This is a genomic window from Marinobacter xestospongiae, assembly GCF_023156385.1.
In the GTDB taxonomy this organism is placed as follows: domain Bacteria; phylum Pseudomonadota; class Gammaproteobacteria; order Pseudomonadales; family Oleiphilaceae; genus Marinobacter; species Marinobacter xestospongiae.
The window spans coordinates 196330-212217 of the sequence record NZ_JAKZAK010000002.1 but is presented as its reverse complement, the minus strand read 5'-3'; the positions used below and the strand labels follow the sequence as shown (position 1 = coordinate 212217).

Annotated in this window: 14 protein-coding genes; 8 read left to right on the top strand and 6 right to left on the bottom strand. The window is 61.4% G+C overall.

Translation table 11 applies throughout. From position 1 onward, the window contains the following. Window positions 1-72 precede the first annotated feature (72 nt). Window positions 73-1767: a methyl-accepting chemotaxis protein gene (locus tag MLD24_RS02815; protein ID WP_248163664.1), complete on the top strand. Its 1695-nt coding sequence runs from the start codon at window positions 73-75 to the stop codon at window positions 1765-1767. A gap of 92 nt (window positions 1768-1859) precedes the next feature. Here the strand turns inward: MLD24_RS02815 and MLD24_RS02810 are convergent, their stop codons facing one another. The 3 genes from MLD24_RS02810 to MLD24_RS02800 form a co-directional block, all read right to left on the bottom strand. Continuing rightward, on the bottom strand, window positions 1860-3143 hold the full coding sequence (locus MLD24_RS02810; RefSeq protein ID WP_248163661.1) for a hypothetical protein: 1284 nt from the start codon (window positions 3141-3143) through the stop codon (window positions 1860-1862). Between the two features lie 192 nt (window positions 3144-3335). Beyond that, window positions 3336-4439 carry a helix-turn-helix transcriptional regulator gene (locus tag MLD24_RS02805; protein WP_248163658.1) on the bottom strand — a complete coding sequence of 368 codons (1104 nt, stop codon included), beginning with the start codon at window positions 4437-4439 and terminating at the stop codon, window positions 3336-3338. A gap of 198 nt (window positions 4440-4637) precedes the next feature. Continuing rightward, complete coding sequence (locus tag MLD24_RS02800) at window positions 4638-5546, bottom strand: AraC family transcriptional regulator (protein ID WP_248163654.1); 909 nt, start codon at window positions 5544-5546, stop codon at window positions 4638-4640. 162 nt (window positions 5547-5708) lie between these two features. Between MLD24_RS02800 and MLD24_RS02795 the strand changes: the two genes are divergently transcribed. Continuing rightward, window positions 5709-6875, top strand: coding sequence for an iron-containing alcohol dehydrogenase (locus tag MLD24_RS02795; protein WP_486628161.1), 1167 nt, complete (start codon window positions 5709-5711; stop codon window positions 6873-6875). Here MLD24_RS02795 and MLD24_RS02790 read toward each other — a convergent pair. Next, window positions 6865-7755: a LysR substrate-binding domain-containing protein gene (locus tag MLD24_RS02790; RefSeq protein WP_248163651.1), complete on the bottom strand. Its 891-nt coding sequence runs from the start codon at window positions 7753-7755 to the stop codon at window positions 6865-6867. The genes MLD24_RS02795 and MLD24_RS02790 overlap by 11 nt on opposite strands. 102 nt (window positions 7756-7857) lie before the next feature. On the opposite strand from MLD24_RS02790, the gene putP reads away from it, so the two are divergent. The 6 genes from putP to MLD24_RS02760 all read left to right on the top strand — a co-directional run bounded on the left by putP (window position 7858) and on the right by MLD24_RS02760 (window position 13985). Further along, complete coding sequence (putP, locus tag MLD24_RS02785) at window positions 7858-9378, top strand: sodium/proline symporter PutP (RefSeq protein ID WP_248163649.1); 1521 nt, start codon at window positions 7858-7860, stop codon at window positions 9376-9378. Continuing rightward, entirely contained in the window at window positions 9371-10240 is an 870-nt protein-coding gene (locus tag MLD24_RS02780) for an urea carboxylase-associated family protein (RefSeq protein ID WP_248163645.1), read from the top strand. The genes putP and MLD24_RS02780 overlap by 8 nt, the downstream gene beginning before the upstream one ends. A 30-nt stretch (window positions 10241-10270) precedes the next feature. Beyond that, window positions 10271-11026: a 5-oxoprolinase subunit PxpA gene (locus MLD24_RS02775; RefSeq protein WP_248163642.1), complete on the top strand. Its 756-nt coding sequence runs from the start codon at window positions 10271-10273 to the stop codon at window positions 11024-11026. Next, on the top strand, window positions 11023-11730 hold the full coding sequence (gene pxpB, locus MLD24_RS02770; RefSeq protein WP_248163639.1) for a 5-oxoprolinase subunit PxpB: 708 nt from the start codon (window positions 11023-11025) through the stop codon (window positions 11728-11730). The genes MLD24_RS02775 and pxpB overlap by 4 nt, the downstream gene beginning before the upstream one ends. Beyond that, window positions 11727-12674, top strand: a complete 948-nt coding sequence (locus MLD24_RS02765; protein ID WP_248163636.1) for a 5-oxoprolinase subunit C family protein — start codon at window positions 11727-11729, stop codon at window positions 12672-12674. Before pxpB ends, MLD24_RS02765 begins: the two co-directional genes overlap by 4 nt. 87 nt (window positions 12675-12761) lie before the next feature. Continuing rightward, window positions 12762-13985: an MFS transporter gene (locus MLD24_RS02760; RefSeq protein WP_248163634.1), complete on the top strand. Its 1224-nt coding sequence runs from the start codon at window positions 12762-12764 to the stop codon at window positions 13983-13985. Between the two features lie 91 nt (window positions 13986-14076). On the opposite strand, the gene MLD24_RS02755 is transcribed toward MLD24_RS02760, so the two are convergent. Next, window positions 14077-14877: a tetratricopeptide repeat protein gene (locus MLD24_RS02755; protein WP_227175084.1), complete on the bottom strand. Its 801-nt coding sequence runs from the start codon at window positions 14875-14877 to the stop codon at window positions 14077-14079. A gap of 45 nt (window positions 14878-14922) precedes the next feature. Beyond that, window positions 14923-15804 (bottom strand): chemotaxis protein, encoded by an 882-nt coding sequence (locus tag MLD24_RS02750; protein WP_248163632.1) that lies wholly within the window; start codon window positions 15802-15804, stop codon window positions 14923-14925. Window positions 15805-15888 lie beyond the last annotated feature (84 nt).

The following is a 15888-nucleotide window of genomic DNA, read 5'->3' as shown; positions in this document are numbered from 1 at the left end:
GGGGAGCCCTGATCGGCTCCTGCCATGCCGGCGTCGCCGGTTGAGCCCCAGTCCTACGGGAAGATTGCCGCCATGAAAAACCTGACCATCCAGACCCGGGTGCTGCTGCTGGCACTCGTGCCCGTGATCCTGCTGACCGGCCTGCTGACCAGCTACAACCTGAACCAGGCCCGCGCCATCGGCGACCAGGCTGTGACCAGCTTCTCTGAAGACATGGAGGCCAGCAAGCGGCAGGAGCTGCGCAACTATCTGCAACTGGCCAAGACCTCCATCCAGCACCTCTACGACGAGCCCGGCTCGGCGGACGACCCCGCAATCCGTGAACAGGCCTGGAAGATCCTGCGGCAGCTGCGCTTTGATGACTCCGGCAGTGATGGCTACCTGTTTGCCTATGACACCCGTGGCACAGCGGTGATGCATGGTCTCAACCCGGCGCTGGAAGGCCGCAATCTGTGGGACTTCCAGGACCCCAATGGTACCTACCTGATTCGTGAACTGGTCAAAGTCGCCCGTGGCGGCGGTGGCTACGTGCCCTACGGCTGGAAGCACCCGGACAGTGGTCAGGTGGCGCCGAAGCTGGGATACGCCGAGATGCTGCCGGAGTGGGGCATCATGATTGGCACCGGGTTCTGGGTGGACGGCCTGGAGGCCCAGGTGGCCAGCATGGAGGCGCGGGTTGGCAGTTCGCTGGAAGAGGCGATCTTCGGCTCGGTGACCACCTCGCTGGTGGCGCTGGCGATCATCGTATTCCTGGCACTGGTGGTGGTGCGAAGCATCATCCGACCGATGAAGTCTGCGGTTGCCGCGATGAATGGCATCGCCAGCGGTGACGGCGACCTGACCCAGCGGCTGGAGGTCGCCAGTGGTGACGAATTGGGCCAGCTGGCGGAAGCGTTCAACAGCTTTGCCGATCAGGTTCAGGCTCTGGTCAGTCGGGTGCGGGCATCCACCGACACGCTCAATGAGACCGCTGGCGAGCTCAATGGCGTCATGGTGGAGGCGGAGCAGGGCGTGGCCCGTCAACAGTCCGAGAGTGACCAGGTCGCCACCGCGATGAACGAAATGACGGCGGCAGCGCAGCAGGTTGCGGGCAATGCGGCGGAAGCCTCCGATGCTGCCGGCCATGCGTCGGTGCAGGTGTCGGACGCCCAGGGCGTGCTGTATCAGGCCATTGAAGTGATTGGCGGGCTGTCCCGGCAAGTGGAAGAGGGCGTGCAGGTGATCCGGAAGCTGGGCGAGGACTCACGCCAGATAGACAATGTACTGGAAGTGATCCGCGACATTGCGGACCAGACCAACCTGCTGGCGCTCAACGCGGCCATTGAGGCCGCCCGCGCCGGTGAAAGCGGGCGGGGGTTCGCGGTGGTGGCGGACGAGGTGCGAACCCTGGCCAGCCGCACCCAGCAGAGCACCCAGGAGATTCAGGCGACCATCGAGCAGCTGCAGCAGGGCGCCGACAGGGCGGTGCAGCTGATCGGTACCATCAGCGAGCAGAGTGAGGCCACCGCCGATGAAACCCGGCAGGTCAATGAGGCGCTGCAGCGCATTTCTCAGGCAGTAGGAACCATCACCGAGATGAACACCCAGATTGCCAGCGCCGCCGAGGAACAGACCAGCGTGTCCGAGACCATCAACCAGAACGTGCACGAGATCGTGGCCATTTCCGAGCAGACGGCTCAGGGTACTAAACGGGCTGGTCACGCCACCCAGCAGCTCAAAGCACTCGCCGGCGAACTGACCGATGAGGTTCAGCGCTATCGGGTTTAGGGGCCGCTCGGCAAAGGCGACAGCGCCTATCGCAGGTGTATGGTTTTGATGCACGACGGCCCCGCCATGGCTGGTGGGGCCGGTCAAAACGATTACTGACGGGACAAGATCAAAGCAATGTCGCCTTCGTCGATGACCTCGTTCTCGTTGTCGTCCAGCACCAGGGACAGCTGGTCTCCGTCCACTGTCGCGAACATCAGAAACGGCTCAGCTCCGGGAGCCGAGAGTCCCCGGCCATCGTTCCTGTCAAGCAGGGCTGAAACGGACAACTGATCAGTTACCGGATCAATGGTGTAGTTACCCAGTTCGACTCCCGCCTCTTCGGCTTCTATTTCAGGGCCGTATTCCGAGTGGATATAGCGTCCGTCGTTGAAGAACATGAAGTTTACCTTGTCATCCCCCGTCACATTTTCCCCGATTATCGTCGTCATTTCCCATAGTCCCACTTCCTGGTCCGAAGTCACTCTGGAGAAAATGACTGTCTCTGAGTTGTCGGCCAGGCCGTCCCCATTATCATCAAATATCAGGTGAAGCTTGTCGCCATAGACCCGGGCGAAATGGCCGATGTCTTCCGACAGGCCATAACCGGGGTTTAGGTCGTACAACTGGGTTGTGGTCAATTCGCCGGTGCCTGAGTCCAGTGCATAGTTACCCTGCTCCATACCGTTCTCGGAATCGGGTTGCTGAGAGTTGTAATTGGTGAAGATGTAGTAGCCATCGGACATAAAGGCCACAGCGGTCAGGTCGTCCCCATCGGAGTCCAGTCGCCACAGGCCGTCCAGGGTGCCGAAGGTAACGCCGTAGCTGACCAGTTGCTCCTCAAAATGGTCACGGGCTTCGGCCTCGGCGACCAGGGAGGTCGTCGCGGAGCCGGAGTTGGCCACCAGGTTGGTCACCAGTGGAACAAACTGCCCCGGGTCGACGGAAAAATCCACGGCCAGGCTGTTGGCCGCCGCCCCTTCCGGAATGACAATGCCATTGTCCGGATCTCCATCCTCGTCCAGCGACTGCAACAGTCGAACCATATTGGTTACGGCCTGATTATGAGTATCGTTGGTCCCGGCCAGATCCAGCGGTGTGACGACAGCACTGGCGGGTACGGTGGGAAATTCCAGGTCGCCAATAAAGAAGGTGACCATCTCGCCTTCGAGGTATTTGAACTCGCCCAGTTCATTGGTGGTACCGGCCTGGGAGTCGGTGCGATAGCCAATATTGATCACTGGGCTGTCAACAAAAATGCCGGTTCGTGTCTCCGGCTCAGGAGGATTGGTGTTGCTGTCATCGTCTGATGATCCACCGCATCCGTGGAGTGTGCCCGCGGCCAGCAGTGTGGCCAGGATTGGGAGCGTTTTCTGCGAGAGAGTCATGCTAGACATGGTAAGGGTTTCCTTTTGACGGTCTTTTTTGCGACTTCTGTCCATACTCCTTCGATAACAAGATTAACGGTTGTTCATGTCGGTGCGATTCACCCATATGGGTGAAATCCTGAAGCGCCGGATCGGTCCGGGCGTCGTCATACGGGGCGGTGAATACAGCGGGGAGGGAGGGCAACTGCAGAAGGTGACTCGTCAGTTCAATACCTGGGACAGCACCAGCGCGAGCTCCATTTGTCCGGTGGCCTGCAGTTTCCTTGTCATGGATTTTATCTGTGAGCGTACCGTGTGTACGGTCCGGTTTTCCTGCTCCGCGATCCGCTCTGGTGTGTAGCCACGGGTAAGCCAATAGCCTACGTTGGCCTCCCGGCCACTCAGGCCGAAGGCCAACTGAAGTCGCTGAATTGCCTCCGCGGGGGCAGGATGGCTGCCCTTGATCTTAACCAGGGCGCACATGCTGGTCGCAATCGGGACTCCCAGAAGGCTCTGGCGCCACTGGAACGGCGAGAGCTCAAGAATCAGTCTGAAATCCGGGGTGTGAACATAGCGAACAGGCTGGAGTTGCTGCGTGACTTCACGGAGTGCCAAGCCGAACTGAGACCTCAGGTCCGGGTTTCGGGGGCGCAACCTGCCCCGAACAGCAACCAGGTCCGAGCCACTGCCGACCAGCCTGTCAGCGGCGTCATTGTGGTACAGAATGGTGCCATGGACGTCCAGCACCAGTGCGGCATCACCCAGGCTGTCCAGCAACGCCTTGTGGCGGTGCTCTGAACTGTGACTGCGGTCCAGGTCACCCTGGATGGTGATGGCTCGCCGGATGTGGGGGCGCAATTGCGTGAGATGATCGGTTTCTGCGGTTTGGAAGGGGCCTTGTGACTGGCTTCTCTGGAAGGCGACCCGTAATACCGCATTGCCTTCCGTAATCAGGTAGTTGCCCGTGGCGTGGTGCATATCAAGATGGCGGGCATACTCATTGTAGAAACCCGTCCGTTTAAACTCCCGCAAGGGCATCAGTTCATCGGATGCCACGAACTGGGGTCTCTCAGTTTCAAACAACCGTTGACTCCAGACATCCATGTCGTAGTAATGCTTGCCGTAGCTTTCGAGGTCCTGTTTCGCAAACCCGGAATAGAGCATCTGCAGAGGCTTGCCGGTGAGCTTGTCCTCAAGCGAGAACAGCCCCATGGAAGCGTTGATATCAAGCTTTAGCGTTTCGATAAGCGCCTGCCAGCGCCCAGGCGACCCAATGGCCTGATAGATCAACTCCAGGTGGCTTTGGAAGTCTGGTGATCGATACATCGCGTTTGCCCTGCCAGGGCCAGCTCTCCCCGGAACCGGCCGTGCTCCCAACAGCGAAAGGTATGGTGTTCCTTCTCAGGGTTGCGTTGAACATGGTGCAAGTATTGACCAGATGCCCGATTTTGCTAGCGCCCCCTCTGGTTGGTTCGATGACCTGCTGTGCTGTACTTAGCTTTTCTGGGGCTCTTGGCCTCGGCGTCAGAGTGCCGGCGCGTGGTGGTTCCCTGGCGGCACGCTCGCGCCGCCGGCCATGGACTTGGGTGGCTGCCCGAAGAACCGTTTGAATTCCCGGCTGAACTGGCTGGGGCTTTCATAGCCCACTTCTGATGCCGCCTGGCCCACCTGAACCTGCTGATCCAGCAGCAGGTCGCGGGCGCGGGTCAGGCGAATGCGTTTGATGTACTGAATCGGTGAAAGCGACGTCACTTTGCGGAAGTTGCGGTGAAACGTGGGTGAACTCATATTGGCCATGGCCGCGAGCTGTTCCACGTCCAGGGCGTTGGCGAAGTGGGTATGGATGTACTTCATCACCGGTTCCAGTCTCGATAGGCTGGTGTTGTGACGGGCCAGCGCCATCAGTGACGAGCCGCCCGGTCCCTGCAGGGTATGCAGCAGAATCTCCCGTACCAGTCCGGGGCCAAGTACCTTGGCCTTGACCGGGTCCTGCAGGGCTCGGGCCAAGCGCAGGGCGCAGCTTCGGAAATCGGCTCCAGCCGGGGATACGAACAGGCTACGCTCCGGTTCTCTGGTGCCGGCAACCGGGTTGCGGCCACAGTCGTCAAAGACCCGGACAATCTCATGCAGCATGGTCAGATCAATGTCGATCACCAGGGACAGCAGAGGGCGACCTGGTTCTGTGATGGCCTCGCAGTCGGCCGGTACCGGCAGCGTCAGCACCAGATAGTTATCCGGGTTGTACTCATACACCTGGTCTTCCAGGTACACCCGTTTAGTGCCCTGCGCCATGATGATGAGGCCCTGCCGGTAGCACAGCGGCTCCCGCTGATTTGAGCGTTCGCTGCGAAAGATACCAACACCATTAAGGATAGTTGGATGGTATCCCTCGCCTTCAGCCAGTTGCTCCAGCACGGCGGCCAATGGTGTCATGTTGCTTGCTCCCAGGTGGTCTTTCCGCGCCATTCTAGCATTCCATCATAAATGCCCAAAAAGATCTTAGTTGATCGTATTAGGCATTCAAGAGATGGTTTTACCCATTCCTGAAACGGTCGGCGTACGTATCATACTACCTGTAACCTGATGGGAGAGTAGATGATGCAGAACTTTGATTTTCATAATCCAACGCGGATCGTATTTGGCAAGGATCGTCTGGCTGAGCTGGACCAACTGATTGCTGCGGATGCACGGGTGCTGGTGCTCTACGGTGGCGGCAGCGTCAAGCGTAATGGCACCCTGGAACGGGTGTTGGCGAACCTGGGGGAGCGGGCGGTCTTCGAATTTGCTGGCATTGAGCCGAACCCTCAATTCGATACGCTGATGCGGGCGGTGGAGCTGGTTCGACAGGAGCGCATCGACTTCCTGCTGGCGGTCGGTGGTGGTTCGGTGATGGATGGCACCAAGTTTGTTGCCGCCGCGGCGCCGTACGATGGTAACGCGGCCGACCTGCTGGGCCACGGCTTTGCGGGTCTTCCTGTGACTGAGGCTTTGCCTCTGGGCACTGTAGCGACGTTGCCGGCCACCGGATCTGAAATGAACATGGGCGCCGTAGTGTCTCATCAGGGAGGCAAATGGCCGGTGATGAGTCCGCTGCTGTTTCCTGCCTTCTCGGTACTTGATCCGACGTTGACCTTCACCCTGCCGCAGCGCCAGGTGGCGAATGGTGTGGTGGACGCGTTCGTACACGTTGTTGAACAGTACGTGACATATCCCGCCAACGCTCGTATTCAGGATCGTACCGCCGAGGGCATTCTGAAGACCTTGATCGAGGTCGGCCCGATCACCCTGGCGGAGCCGGAGAATTATGAAGCCCGTGCCAACCTGGTGTGGGCTGCGACCTGGGCGTTGAACGGCTTCATCGGTGCCGGCGTACCCCAGGACTGGAGCACGCACATGATCGGCCATGAACTGACGGCGCTGTTTGGCATCGACCACGGCCAGAGTCTGGCAATTGTGCTGCCGTCGGTGTGGAAGGCCCGTAAAAACCAGAAGCGTGAGAAGTTGCTGCAGTTTGCCGAGCGGGTCTGGGACATATCTTCGGGGAGTGAGGAGGAGCGGATTGACCAGGCGATTGCCAAAACCCGCGCTTTCTTTGAGTCCCTGGGGGTGAAAACGAGGCTGAGCCAGTACGGGGTTCAGGCGCATCAGATCGGTGATGTGGTTTCGGCCCTCGAGGCTCACGGCATGGTGGCGCTGTCCGAGCAGGGCGACATGACGCCGGAGATCAGCCGCGCTGTGCTTGAGGACGCTTTCAGCGACTGACCGTTGGCTGCGCCGCCTCGACGGTCAGCCAGTCGATGAACTGCTGCACCGCCGGCCGTGGCGCCGGGTGGCTGAACAGCCAATAGGCCCGGGTGGTGTTGGCGCGGGTGCCGAACAGCACTTCCAGCGTCCCCTGGGCCAGTTCGGTCTCGATCAGCCTGGGCGGGCACAGTGCCACGCCCTGGCCGGCGATGGCGGCCGAACTGAGCAGGTTGAAGTCCTGGTACAGCAGCCCCTGGTCCAGGTGGCTTGGATTCAGGCCCTGGCTGTGGAACCAGTAACGCCATGGGTCCCGGGTTTCGTCATGGAGCAGTTCCAGGCGCAGCAGGTCCCGGGGCTGGGTGATGGCCTGGACGGTCTGCAGGTAATGGGGGCTGGCCACTGGCACGGTGTCTCCGGCAAACAGCAGGGTACGGTCGCAACGACCGCGGGGATCGCCGTCAAACCAGGTGATCTGTACGTCGATGTCCGGCGGCACCTCACTGCTGGCGATGTCGATGTACTGAAAACTGATGGCGACTTCCGGATGCAGGCTGCGAAAGCGGTTCAAGCGGGGGATCAGCCAGCGCACCGCAATGGAGGGCAGGCAACTGACCCGCAACCGTTCCCGGGCCTGGTCGCTGGCCAGGGCATCCAGCGCCGCATCAATCTGACTGAATCCAGCACGTAACCCTTCCGCCAGTTGATCTCCCCTGGGGGTCAGACGAATGCCCCGTCCCTGTTTTTCAATCAGTTGCAGATCCAGAGTTTCTTCCAGTCGCCGCAACTGGTGGCTGACGGCGGACTGGGTGATGTGCAGCGCCTCGGCGGCGGCCCGCAGGCTGCCGAGACGGGCGACGATTTCAAAGGTTTTCAGTGAGGAGAAGCTTGGGCGGGCCATTGGTGACTCAGATTCATGTATTTTGCCAATATTAGTCAATTTTAATTAGTTTTTCTTGCCGATAACCTGCTCATCCACAATAACTACTCCAAGAGGTGAGCCATGAGTACCTCCGTTCTGATCTCGTTCGCGATCTATCTGTTGATGATGTTGGCGATCGGGGTCTACTTCTACCGTAATACCCGTGACCTGTCTGACTACATTCTGGGTGGCCGCAACCTGCCGCCGAGCGTCGCAGCGCTGAGCGCTGGCGCCTCCGATCTCAGTGGCTGGGCGCTGATGGGATTGCCGGGCGCGATCTTTACCGGCGGCTTTTCCCAGGCCTGGATCGCGATCTGGACCCTGGTCGGGGTTTACCTCAACTGGTCGCTTATCGCCGAACGCCTGCGGGTGTTCACCGAGGCCGCCGGCAATGCCCTGACCGTACCGGATTATCTGGAAGCCCGTTTTGCCGACAGCCAGCGCATTCTGCGCACGGTGTCGTCGGTGGTGATGCTGGTGTTTTTCACCTTCTACGTGTCTGCCGGCCTGGTCGGGGGCGCGGTACTGTTTGAGAGCCTGTTTGAGCTCGATTACACCCTGGCGCTCTGGCTCGGGGCGGCGGTGATCGTGTCGTATACCTTTCTGGGGGGCTTTCTGGCGGCATCGTGGACCGACCTGATCCAGGGCATCATGATGGCCGCTGCGCTGTTCTCGGTTGCCATCATGACCTTGCTGGCGCTGGTCAACGGCGACACAGCGGCAGTGAATGCCGATGCCATCGCACCGTTGGCAGGCCTGACTCAGGACCTGACGGTGGTGGGGATGATTTCCCTGGCGGGCTGGGCCATTGGCTACTGTGGTCAGCCCCATGTGGTGGTGCGGTTCATGGCGTTGCGTCGTCGTGAGGACGTGAGGGTGTCCCGGCGAATCGCCCTGGTGTGGTCCACCATTACCATGGCGTCCGCAGTGGCCGTGGGAGCGCTGGGTTACTACTGGTTTGGTGGTGAGCTGGAGAACAGCGAGCGGGTGTTCATTGTGCTGGCTGACACCATGCTCAACCCCTGGGTTGCCGGATTCGTGCTGGCCGGGGTATTGGCAGCGATCATGAGTACCATCGATTCCCAGCTGCTGGTGTGTTCAAGCGCCATTTCCGAAGACATCTACCGTGGCCTGATCCGGCCTCAGGCAGAACAGAAAGAGCTGGTATGGCTCAGCCGTGGCAGTGTGATTGTGGTGGCGCTGCTGGCGACGGTGATGGGCATGGATCGCAACAGCAGCATCCTTGACCTGGTTTCTTACGCCTGGGGCGGGTTTGGCGCAGCCTTTGGGCCGGTCATCCTGCTCTCGCTGTTCTGGCGCCGGATGAATCGCAACGGTGCGATTGCCGGCCTGGTGGTGGGGGCTGCCACCGTCGCCGTGTGGAAACCACTGACCGGTGGTCCGGCGGGGATCTTCGACATGTTCGAGGTGGTTCCTGGCTTCATTCTTTCTTTCTGGGCCGTGGTGGCGGTCAGTCTGTTGACTGACGGCGAACGCGAGGCCCGCCAGTTCGATGGCCTGTTGGCGGCGTTCAAACCGTCCGGGTCAGCGACTCCCAATCCTGTTTCCGGCTACAACAAGGAGGAATCCTGCCATGTCTGATGTACCTGCTGCCTACCGCGCCACCAAAGGTTCGGTGCTGGATGTCGATAAAACGTTCTACGATGGCCTGACTGCCGCCGCTGGCGACCGCGAGCTGGTGGCAACCCACACCGTGCCAATGCGGGACGGTCTGGCCTGGACGGTGCCAGCCGGCCACGTGTTCCGGGTACGGATCACCGACGGTCCGCAGGTCGGGGACTTCAACATGTGGAGCCTGCATAACCCGCGGGAGCGCATGTGGGCGTCCCGCACCCGCCAGCTGCAGCGGGCCCACATCAGCACCTACGACCGGTTGTGGTCGACGCTGCCTTACCTGCGGCCAATGGCCACCATCATCGACGATACTCTGGCAAACTATGGGGTAGACGACGAAGGTGGCCGGGTTCACGACCTGCTCGGTACCCGCTGTGATCCCTACGTCAACCGCCTGCTGACCGGTGAGGACTTTGATTTTCACTGCCATTCCAACCTGGTACGGGCGGTTGAGCCCTGGGGACTGACGGAGTTTGATGTCCACGATGTGCTGAACATCTTCCAGTGCACCGGGTTGAACAGCGACGACCAGTACTTCATGAAGGCCTGCCCCGCGCGCCCGGGGGATTACCTGGAATTCTTCGCGGAAATCGACGTGCTGTGTGCCATGTCCTGCTGCCCGGGAGGCGACCTGTCGGTGGACCTGTGGGGTGAGAACGCGCAGGACCCGCTGCAGACCTGCAATCCCCTCGGGGTTGAGGTATTCCGGGTAGCGCCGGAGCGGTTGCAAGGCTGGCAATCCCCGGAGTACGCACCGTACCGGGGACGTCACGGCCGCCAGGCACCGAAGGTGGACTGGGCCGCGATCAAACAACAGGGCTGCTGCTGAGACAGCCCGGTAACGAGGAGACGAGACACTGTGACGCAACTGCTACTGAACGCGGATGTGGGTGAGAGCCTGGGAGCCTGGACCATGGGCAATGATCCGGCCCTGGTGCCTTTGCTGGATCTGGCCAACATTGCCTGTGGCTTCCATGCGTCCGATCAGGACATTATGCGTTCCACTGTCCAGCTGGCGGTCCGTCACGGTGTCCGTATCGGCGCCCACCCGGCGTACCCGGACCTGATCGGCTTTGGCCGGCGGTCGATGGCGTGTACCCCGGAGCAGGTCGAAAATCTGGTGCTGTACCAGATCGGTGCCCTCGCGGCGATGTGCCGGGCGGAGGGCGCTTCCCTGAGCTACGTCAAGCCGCACGGTGCCCTGTATAACGACATGGCCCGGGATCACCGGCTGCTGGCGGCGGTCATGCGCGGAGTGCGGGCGTTCGATCCGGCTCTGATCGTGGTGGTGCCAGCCACGCCCGACCCGGAGCCAACCCAAGCGCTGGCGCAGGATCATGGTCTGGCGGTGTGGTTTGAAGCCTTCGCAGACCGAGCCTATCACCTCGATGGTCGCCTGGTGGCAAGGACCCGCGACGGGGCGGTGCATCATGATCAAACGGTGATTGTTGACCAGGCGATGCGGTTCGCCGAAGGCCGCAGTATCCAGTCGGTGGATGGCCAGCCGCTGACCCTGAAGGCAGATACCCTGTGTGTGCATGGCGACAACGAGGCCTCCATTGCGGCGGCCCGGGCCATCCGTGTGGCCCTTGGGCAGCGGATGGCCCAGCCATGAACGCGCCCCGGATCGAGAATGCTGGCCTGGGTGGCTGGCTGGTGCGTCTGTTCGACACCATCGACGAGGCCAACCTGCCCTGGGTCACAGCGTTGGCCCGGCAGTGTGAATCGGCCTTTGGCCCGGCGCTGGTGGATCTGGTGCCGTCCTACACCACGCTGCTGGTGCAGTACGACCCACTGATGCTGACGCCGGATCAGGCCCAGCGCAGGCTGCAGTCAGTGCTGGCTGAGTTGGCGCCGGATGAGTCCGATGCCTCGGGTTCAGAGAAGGAGCTGCCGGTGTGGTATGACCCGTCGGTCGGGCCGGATTTGCCCACCCTGGCGGACGCCCGTGCTCTGGGTCTGGAGCAGTTGGTGGCGTTGCATACCCAGACCACTTACCGGGTGTTTGCCCTGGGCTTTGCGCCAGGGTTTGCGTTCATGGGCTCGCTGGACCCGCGCCTGGAGGCGCCTCGTCTGGCCACCCCGCGCCCCAGGGTACCCCGGGGCAGTGTGGCCATTGCCGGGCGCCAGACCTCGGCCTACCCGGCGGTGTCGCCCGGAGGCTGGAATCTGCTGGGCCGTACGCCAGTCACCCTGTTTGATCGTCATCGCCACGAGATGAGCTATTTGCAGGTGGGCGACCGGGTACGCATGGTCCCCGTCAGCCGTGAGGAGTTTCTGCGTCTGGGAGGTGATACCACCCCGTTGGAGGCGTCATGAGTTCAGGACCCGTTGTCGCGCTGGATGTGATCAAGGCCGGTCCGCTGGCATCGTTGCAGGATGCAGGTCGGTTTGGCGTGCGTCACCTGGGGATTACCCAGGGTGGTGCGGTGGACCTCCACGCCTGGGCCTGGGCCAATCAGCTTGTGGGTAATGCCTGGGGGGCAGCGGCGCTGGAGGTGACCTTCGGGGGCTTGCAGCTGCAGGCGTCCCGGGATCTCACCCTGGCGCTGTGTGGTGCAGATCTTGGCGCCACCATCGACGGCGTTGCGTTGTCTCCCTGGCGTACCTTGCAGTTGGCTCCCGGTCAGGTGCTGGGCTTTGCCGCCCCGCGGCAGGGGATGCGGGCCTACCTGGCGATTGCCGGTGGCTTCCATGCCGAACCGGTGCTGGGGAGTCGTGCCGGGGTGGCACGGGAAGCCCTGGGAGGCCACGATGGTGAGGGCCGTCAACTGGCGGTGGGTGACGCCTTGAGGGTAAGCACCCCAGCTCAGTCGCCGGCGCCCAGCGTCCTCGAGGTGCCACGGGAGCAGCGTCCGGACTATCGTCAGACGGTGGTGTTGGGGCTGGTGCCAGGCGCGCAGATTGGGGCATTCAGTGGCCGCAGCCTGTTTGATGCGTTCAACGCCGAGTGGACGGTGGACAGCCGTTCTGACCGGATGGGCATCCGCCTGGCTGGTCCAGTGCTTAACAGCGAGGTTGGCAATCTGGTGTCCGAAGGTATTGCGCTTGGGGCGGTGCAGGTACCGCCGGATGGCCAACCGATCGTACTGCTGAATGATCGCCAGACCATTGGTGGCTACCCGCGCCTGGGTACCCTGACGCCACTTGCCTGTAGCCGACTGGCCCAGTGCCAGCCGGGACAGACTGTGATCCTCAAGCCCCAACCACTCGATCGGGCACAGGCAGAGTACCGGACGTTCAGAAAACCGTTCGCCGGTTGACCTTCCGCTATACAGTATTGTTGTTAGTGAGTATCATTCTCTTTTCGGTGGTCCTGTTGGACGCCAGGCTGCCAGGGAGAGCATGACATGAGCACTGCCGCCAGATCCGAACTGAACGCCCTTCTGCTGTTTAACACCCTTTGCCTGACCGCGATGATGGCCATCGTCCCGGTCATTGGCCCGATCATTCGCGAGCTGCAACTGTCGGAATGGCACGGTGGTTTGGTGGTGACCGCTTCGGGGGTGCTGTGGATGCTGATGGCCCGGGTCTGGGGACGGCGCAGCGATCGTCGGGGCCGGAGAACCGTGCTGCTGCAGGCTGCTGCCGGGTATCTGGTCAGTTACCTGCTGCTGGCCTGGGGTCTGGACGTTATGCTGGACGAACCGCCGGCAGCCTGGTTGACCCTCAGCGTGATGATTCTGTTCCGGGGCCTGGTCGGCGCGTTCTATGCCGCCCTGCCATCGGTCAGTGCTGCCCGGGTGGCTGATACCACCGCGCCGGCGGAGCGGGGTGGCATCATGGCCCGGTTGGGGGCTGCCAACGCCCTCGGCATGGTGTTGGGGCCCATGCTGGGTGGGTTGCTGGTACAGGACAGCCTGGTTTTGCCGTTGTACGTGGCAGCACTGCTGCCGCTGTTGGGTATGATCTGGCTGGCGCGGGTGCTGCCGAAGGACGGTCGCCATGAGCACAGCGATGCACCGCCGGTACGGCTGACCGATCCCCGTCTGCGATTACCGCTGGCAGGCATGTTGCTGGCCATGAGCGGGGTGATTACCGCGCAGATGACCGTTGGATTCTTTGCCATGGACCGCCTGGCGTTGCCTGCCAACGAGGCTGCCCGGGCGGCGGGCATGGCAATCACCGCCGTTGGCGTAACCCTTATCCTGGTGCAGGGTGGCCTGTCGCGGTTTGGCAGTGCATCACCCAGGCTCTGTCTCGGTGTGGGAGCACTGATCGCGGCAGTGGGGTTTGCGCTGGTGTCGCTGTTGTCGTCGGTGGTGGGGCTGGTGGTGTGCTACTGCGTCATGGCCATGGGCCTGGGGCTGGTGTTTCCCGCGATCCAGACCCTGGCGGCCAATTCGGTAACGGCCCGGGAGCAGGGCGTCGCTGCTGGTTCCGTTACCGCCGTGCAGGGGCTGGCAATGGTAGTCACGCCGTTGCTCAGTACCCTGGCGTACGAAGTGTCGCCGGTCTTGCCGTATGCCGCGTCTGCGGGCTTGCTGCTGGTCCTGGCGATGATGGTAGGGCTGAGTCGCCGAACCCCGGAGACTGGCGAAACCGACGATAACAGCCTGGCCAACGCCCCCTGAATTCAGAGGGCGGGGCGCTGTTGTCAATGTGTTGGAATGCGAGCGCCGGTATCGGCGGCGCAACCGATGAGCGAATCAACCAGACGGGACACTAGCTGCGCTCTGCCAGTTCCGCCAGGGTTTCTTCAGCCTCGCTGACATCGAACTCATCACCGTGGTTCCGGGCCAGTGCCAGGCGTTGTTCAAACAACTGGCGGGCCTGCTCCGGGTTGCCGCTTTCAAAGCTCAGTACGCCCAACTGGAACAGGCTGTCAAAGGCGTCTTCAAAGCCTTCCTCGTCGGCAGCCTGGGCCGCAGCGAGCCGCTGACGCAGGTAACTTTCCGCATCTTCCAGCCGTCCCAGTTCGTAGCAGTTCTGGGCCAGGTTGTTGAGCACCCGCAGGTTGGTTTCGCCGGCGGTCTCGGCCTGATCGAGCAGGTTGGTGTTGAGCGCCAGGGCTTCCTCGAAATGAGCGGCCTCGTGCAGCAGGCGAGCCAGGCTTTCCACCAGGGTCCGGTGTTGATCGTCATCCAGGGTGACGGCGACGGGGTTCTGCAGAACCAGGTTCAGGTACATCATCGCCCGTTCCGGTTGGTCGTCTTCTTCCAGCGCACAGCTCAGGCGGTAGTGTAGATAGAAGCGGCTTTCGTCATTGAGGAACGGTGTTCGTTGGTCAATGGTGACGCAGGCTTCGCCGTGTTTCAGTACTTCATCGGTGTCGCCGCGCTTGTTCTGCACCAGCGACAGCAGGTTCAGGATCTGCCCGGCGATGGGGCCCTGGGGCTGGTCCACTTGGCCCAGCAAGGCCTCCAGATTACTGACCATTTCGGTGCCGCTGAAGCTTGCCTCTTCATCGAGGATGATGTCCTGCAGGCGCTGCAACTCGGTGGCAATGCTGTTCTGGGAAGACATGGGTACGGTCCTTGTATTCGTTAATCGATGGTAGTGGGTGGTCGATCACTGATGTTTTATACCGCGCAGGATGCCCATCAACAGCTCTCCGGCATCGAACTTGGTCAACGCCTCATCGGCACCGACCTGGCGGGCGTAGCTCACGCTCATTTCACTGTTCAGGGAACTGTGCAGAATGACATAGGGCTGATTGAGTGACTGGTTGTCGCGGATGTTGAACGTCAGTTCGTAACCGTCCATCTCCGGCATTTCGATATCGCTGACCAGCACATCCACCGGTGTGCCCTCGTTGGCGCTCATCACCATCTGCAGGGCATCCTGACCGTTGGTTGCCACCTGGTAGGAGATGTCGTGCTGGTCGAGCACGTCAGACAGCTGCTTACGGGCGACCTTGGAGTCATCGACGATGAGAATGTGAAGGGTTTTGAGCTGCTCGCTCTGGACATCCGTCAGGTTGACCTCATCACCCTCCGCCGAGGCCGGGTAGATCTTCGCCAGCAGCAGTTCCAAATCCAGCAACTGCACCAGCTTGCCATCGCGTTCCAGCAGGCCGGCCACAAAGGCCTGGCTGCCCAGCCCCTTGGGTGCCGAACGCACTTCCTTCCAGTCAATTTCGATGATATTGGAGACTTTACGGACCAGAAAGCCCATCTCTGTGCGCTGAACGTCGGTGACGATGATGGAGCCTTGCTGGCGCTCGGTTTCGTTTAGCGGTGGGTAGCCTACCGCAGCGGCCATATCCACTACTGGAACCGCGCGACCGCGAAAACTCATGGTGCCGATCACCGCCGGGTGGCTGTGAGGAAGGTGAGTCAGCGGCTGGCAGGGTACGATCTCGCGAACCTTCAGCGTGCCGAGAGCAAACGGGCGCTCTCCAACCAGGCTGAACAGCAGCAGTTTCTGCGGATGGGCCGCGCGATCGGACATGACGGAGATCCTTGCTTGGACAATGGTCGGATCTCCGATTTTGCAGGATTCGTCACAGGGATGCCAAGGTATCCCTGTGACGAA

What these genes read in the sequence shown, in the direction of transcription:
- pxpB (WP_248163639.1), top strand. Translation starts at nt 11,023, where the DNA reads ATGAACGCGCCCCGGATCGAGAATGCTGGCCTGGGTGGCTGGCTGGTG.
- MLD24_RS02800 (WP_248163654.1), bottom strand. Translation starts at nt 5,546, where the DNA reads ATGACACCATTGGCCGCCGTGCTGGAGCAACTGGCTGAAGGCGAGGGA.
- MLD24_RS02755 (WP_227175084.1), bottom strand. Translation starts at nt 14,877, where the DNA reads ATGTCTTCCCAGAACAGCATTGCCACCGAGTTGCAGCGCCTGCAGGAC.
- MLD24_RS02810 (WP_248163661.1), bottom strand. Translation starts at nt 3,143, where the DNA reads ATGTCTAGCATGACTCTCTCGCAGAAAACGCTCCCAATCCTGGCCACA.
- MLD24_RS02760 (WP_248163634.1), top strand. Translation starts at nt 12,762, where the DNA reads ATGAGCACTGCCGCCAGATCCGAACTGAACGCCCTTCTGCTGTTTAAC.
- MLD24_RS02765 (WP_248163636.1), top strand. Translation starts at nt 11,727, where the DNA reads ATGAGTTCAGGACCCGTTGTCGCGCTGGATGTGATCAAGGCCGGTCCG.
- MLD24_RS02790 (WP_248163651.1), bottom strand. Translation starts at nt 7,755, where the DNA reads ATGGCCCGCCCAAGCTTCTCCTCACTGAAAACCTTTGAAATCGTCGCC.
- putP (WP_248163649.1), top strand. Translation starts at nt 7,858, where the DNA reads ATGAGTACCTCCGTTCTGATCTCGTTCGCGATCTATCTGTTGATGATG.
- MLD24_RS02795 (WP_486628161.1), top strand. Translation starts at nt 5,709, where the DNA reads ATGATGCAGAACTTTGATTTTCATAATCCAACGCGGATCGTATTTGGC.
- MLD24_RS02805 (WP_248163658.1), bottom strand. Translation starts at nt 4,439, where the DNA reads ATGTATCGATCACCAGACTTCCAAAGCCACCTGGAGTTGATCTATCAG.
- MLD24_RS02815 (WP_248163664.1), top strand. Translation starts at nt 73, where the DNA reads ATGAAAAACCTGACCATCCAGACCCGGGTGCTGCTGCTGGCACTCGTG.
- MLD24_RS02780 (WP_248163645.1), top strand. Translation starts at nt 9,371, where the DNA reads ATGTCTGATGTACCTGCTGCCTACCGCGCCACCAAAGGTTCGGTGCTG.
- MLD24_RS02750 (WP_248163632.1), bottom strand. Translation starts at nt 15,804, where the DNA reads ATGTCCGATCGCGCGGCCCATCCGCAGAAACTGCTGCTGTTCAGCCTG.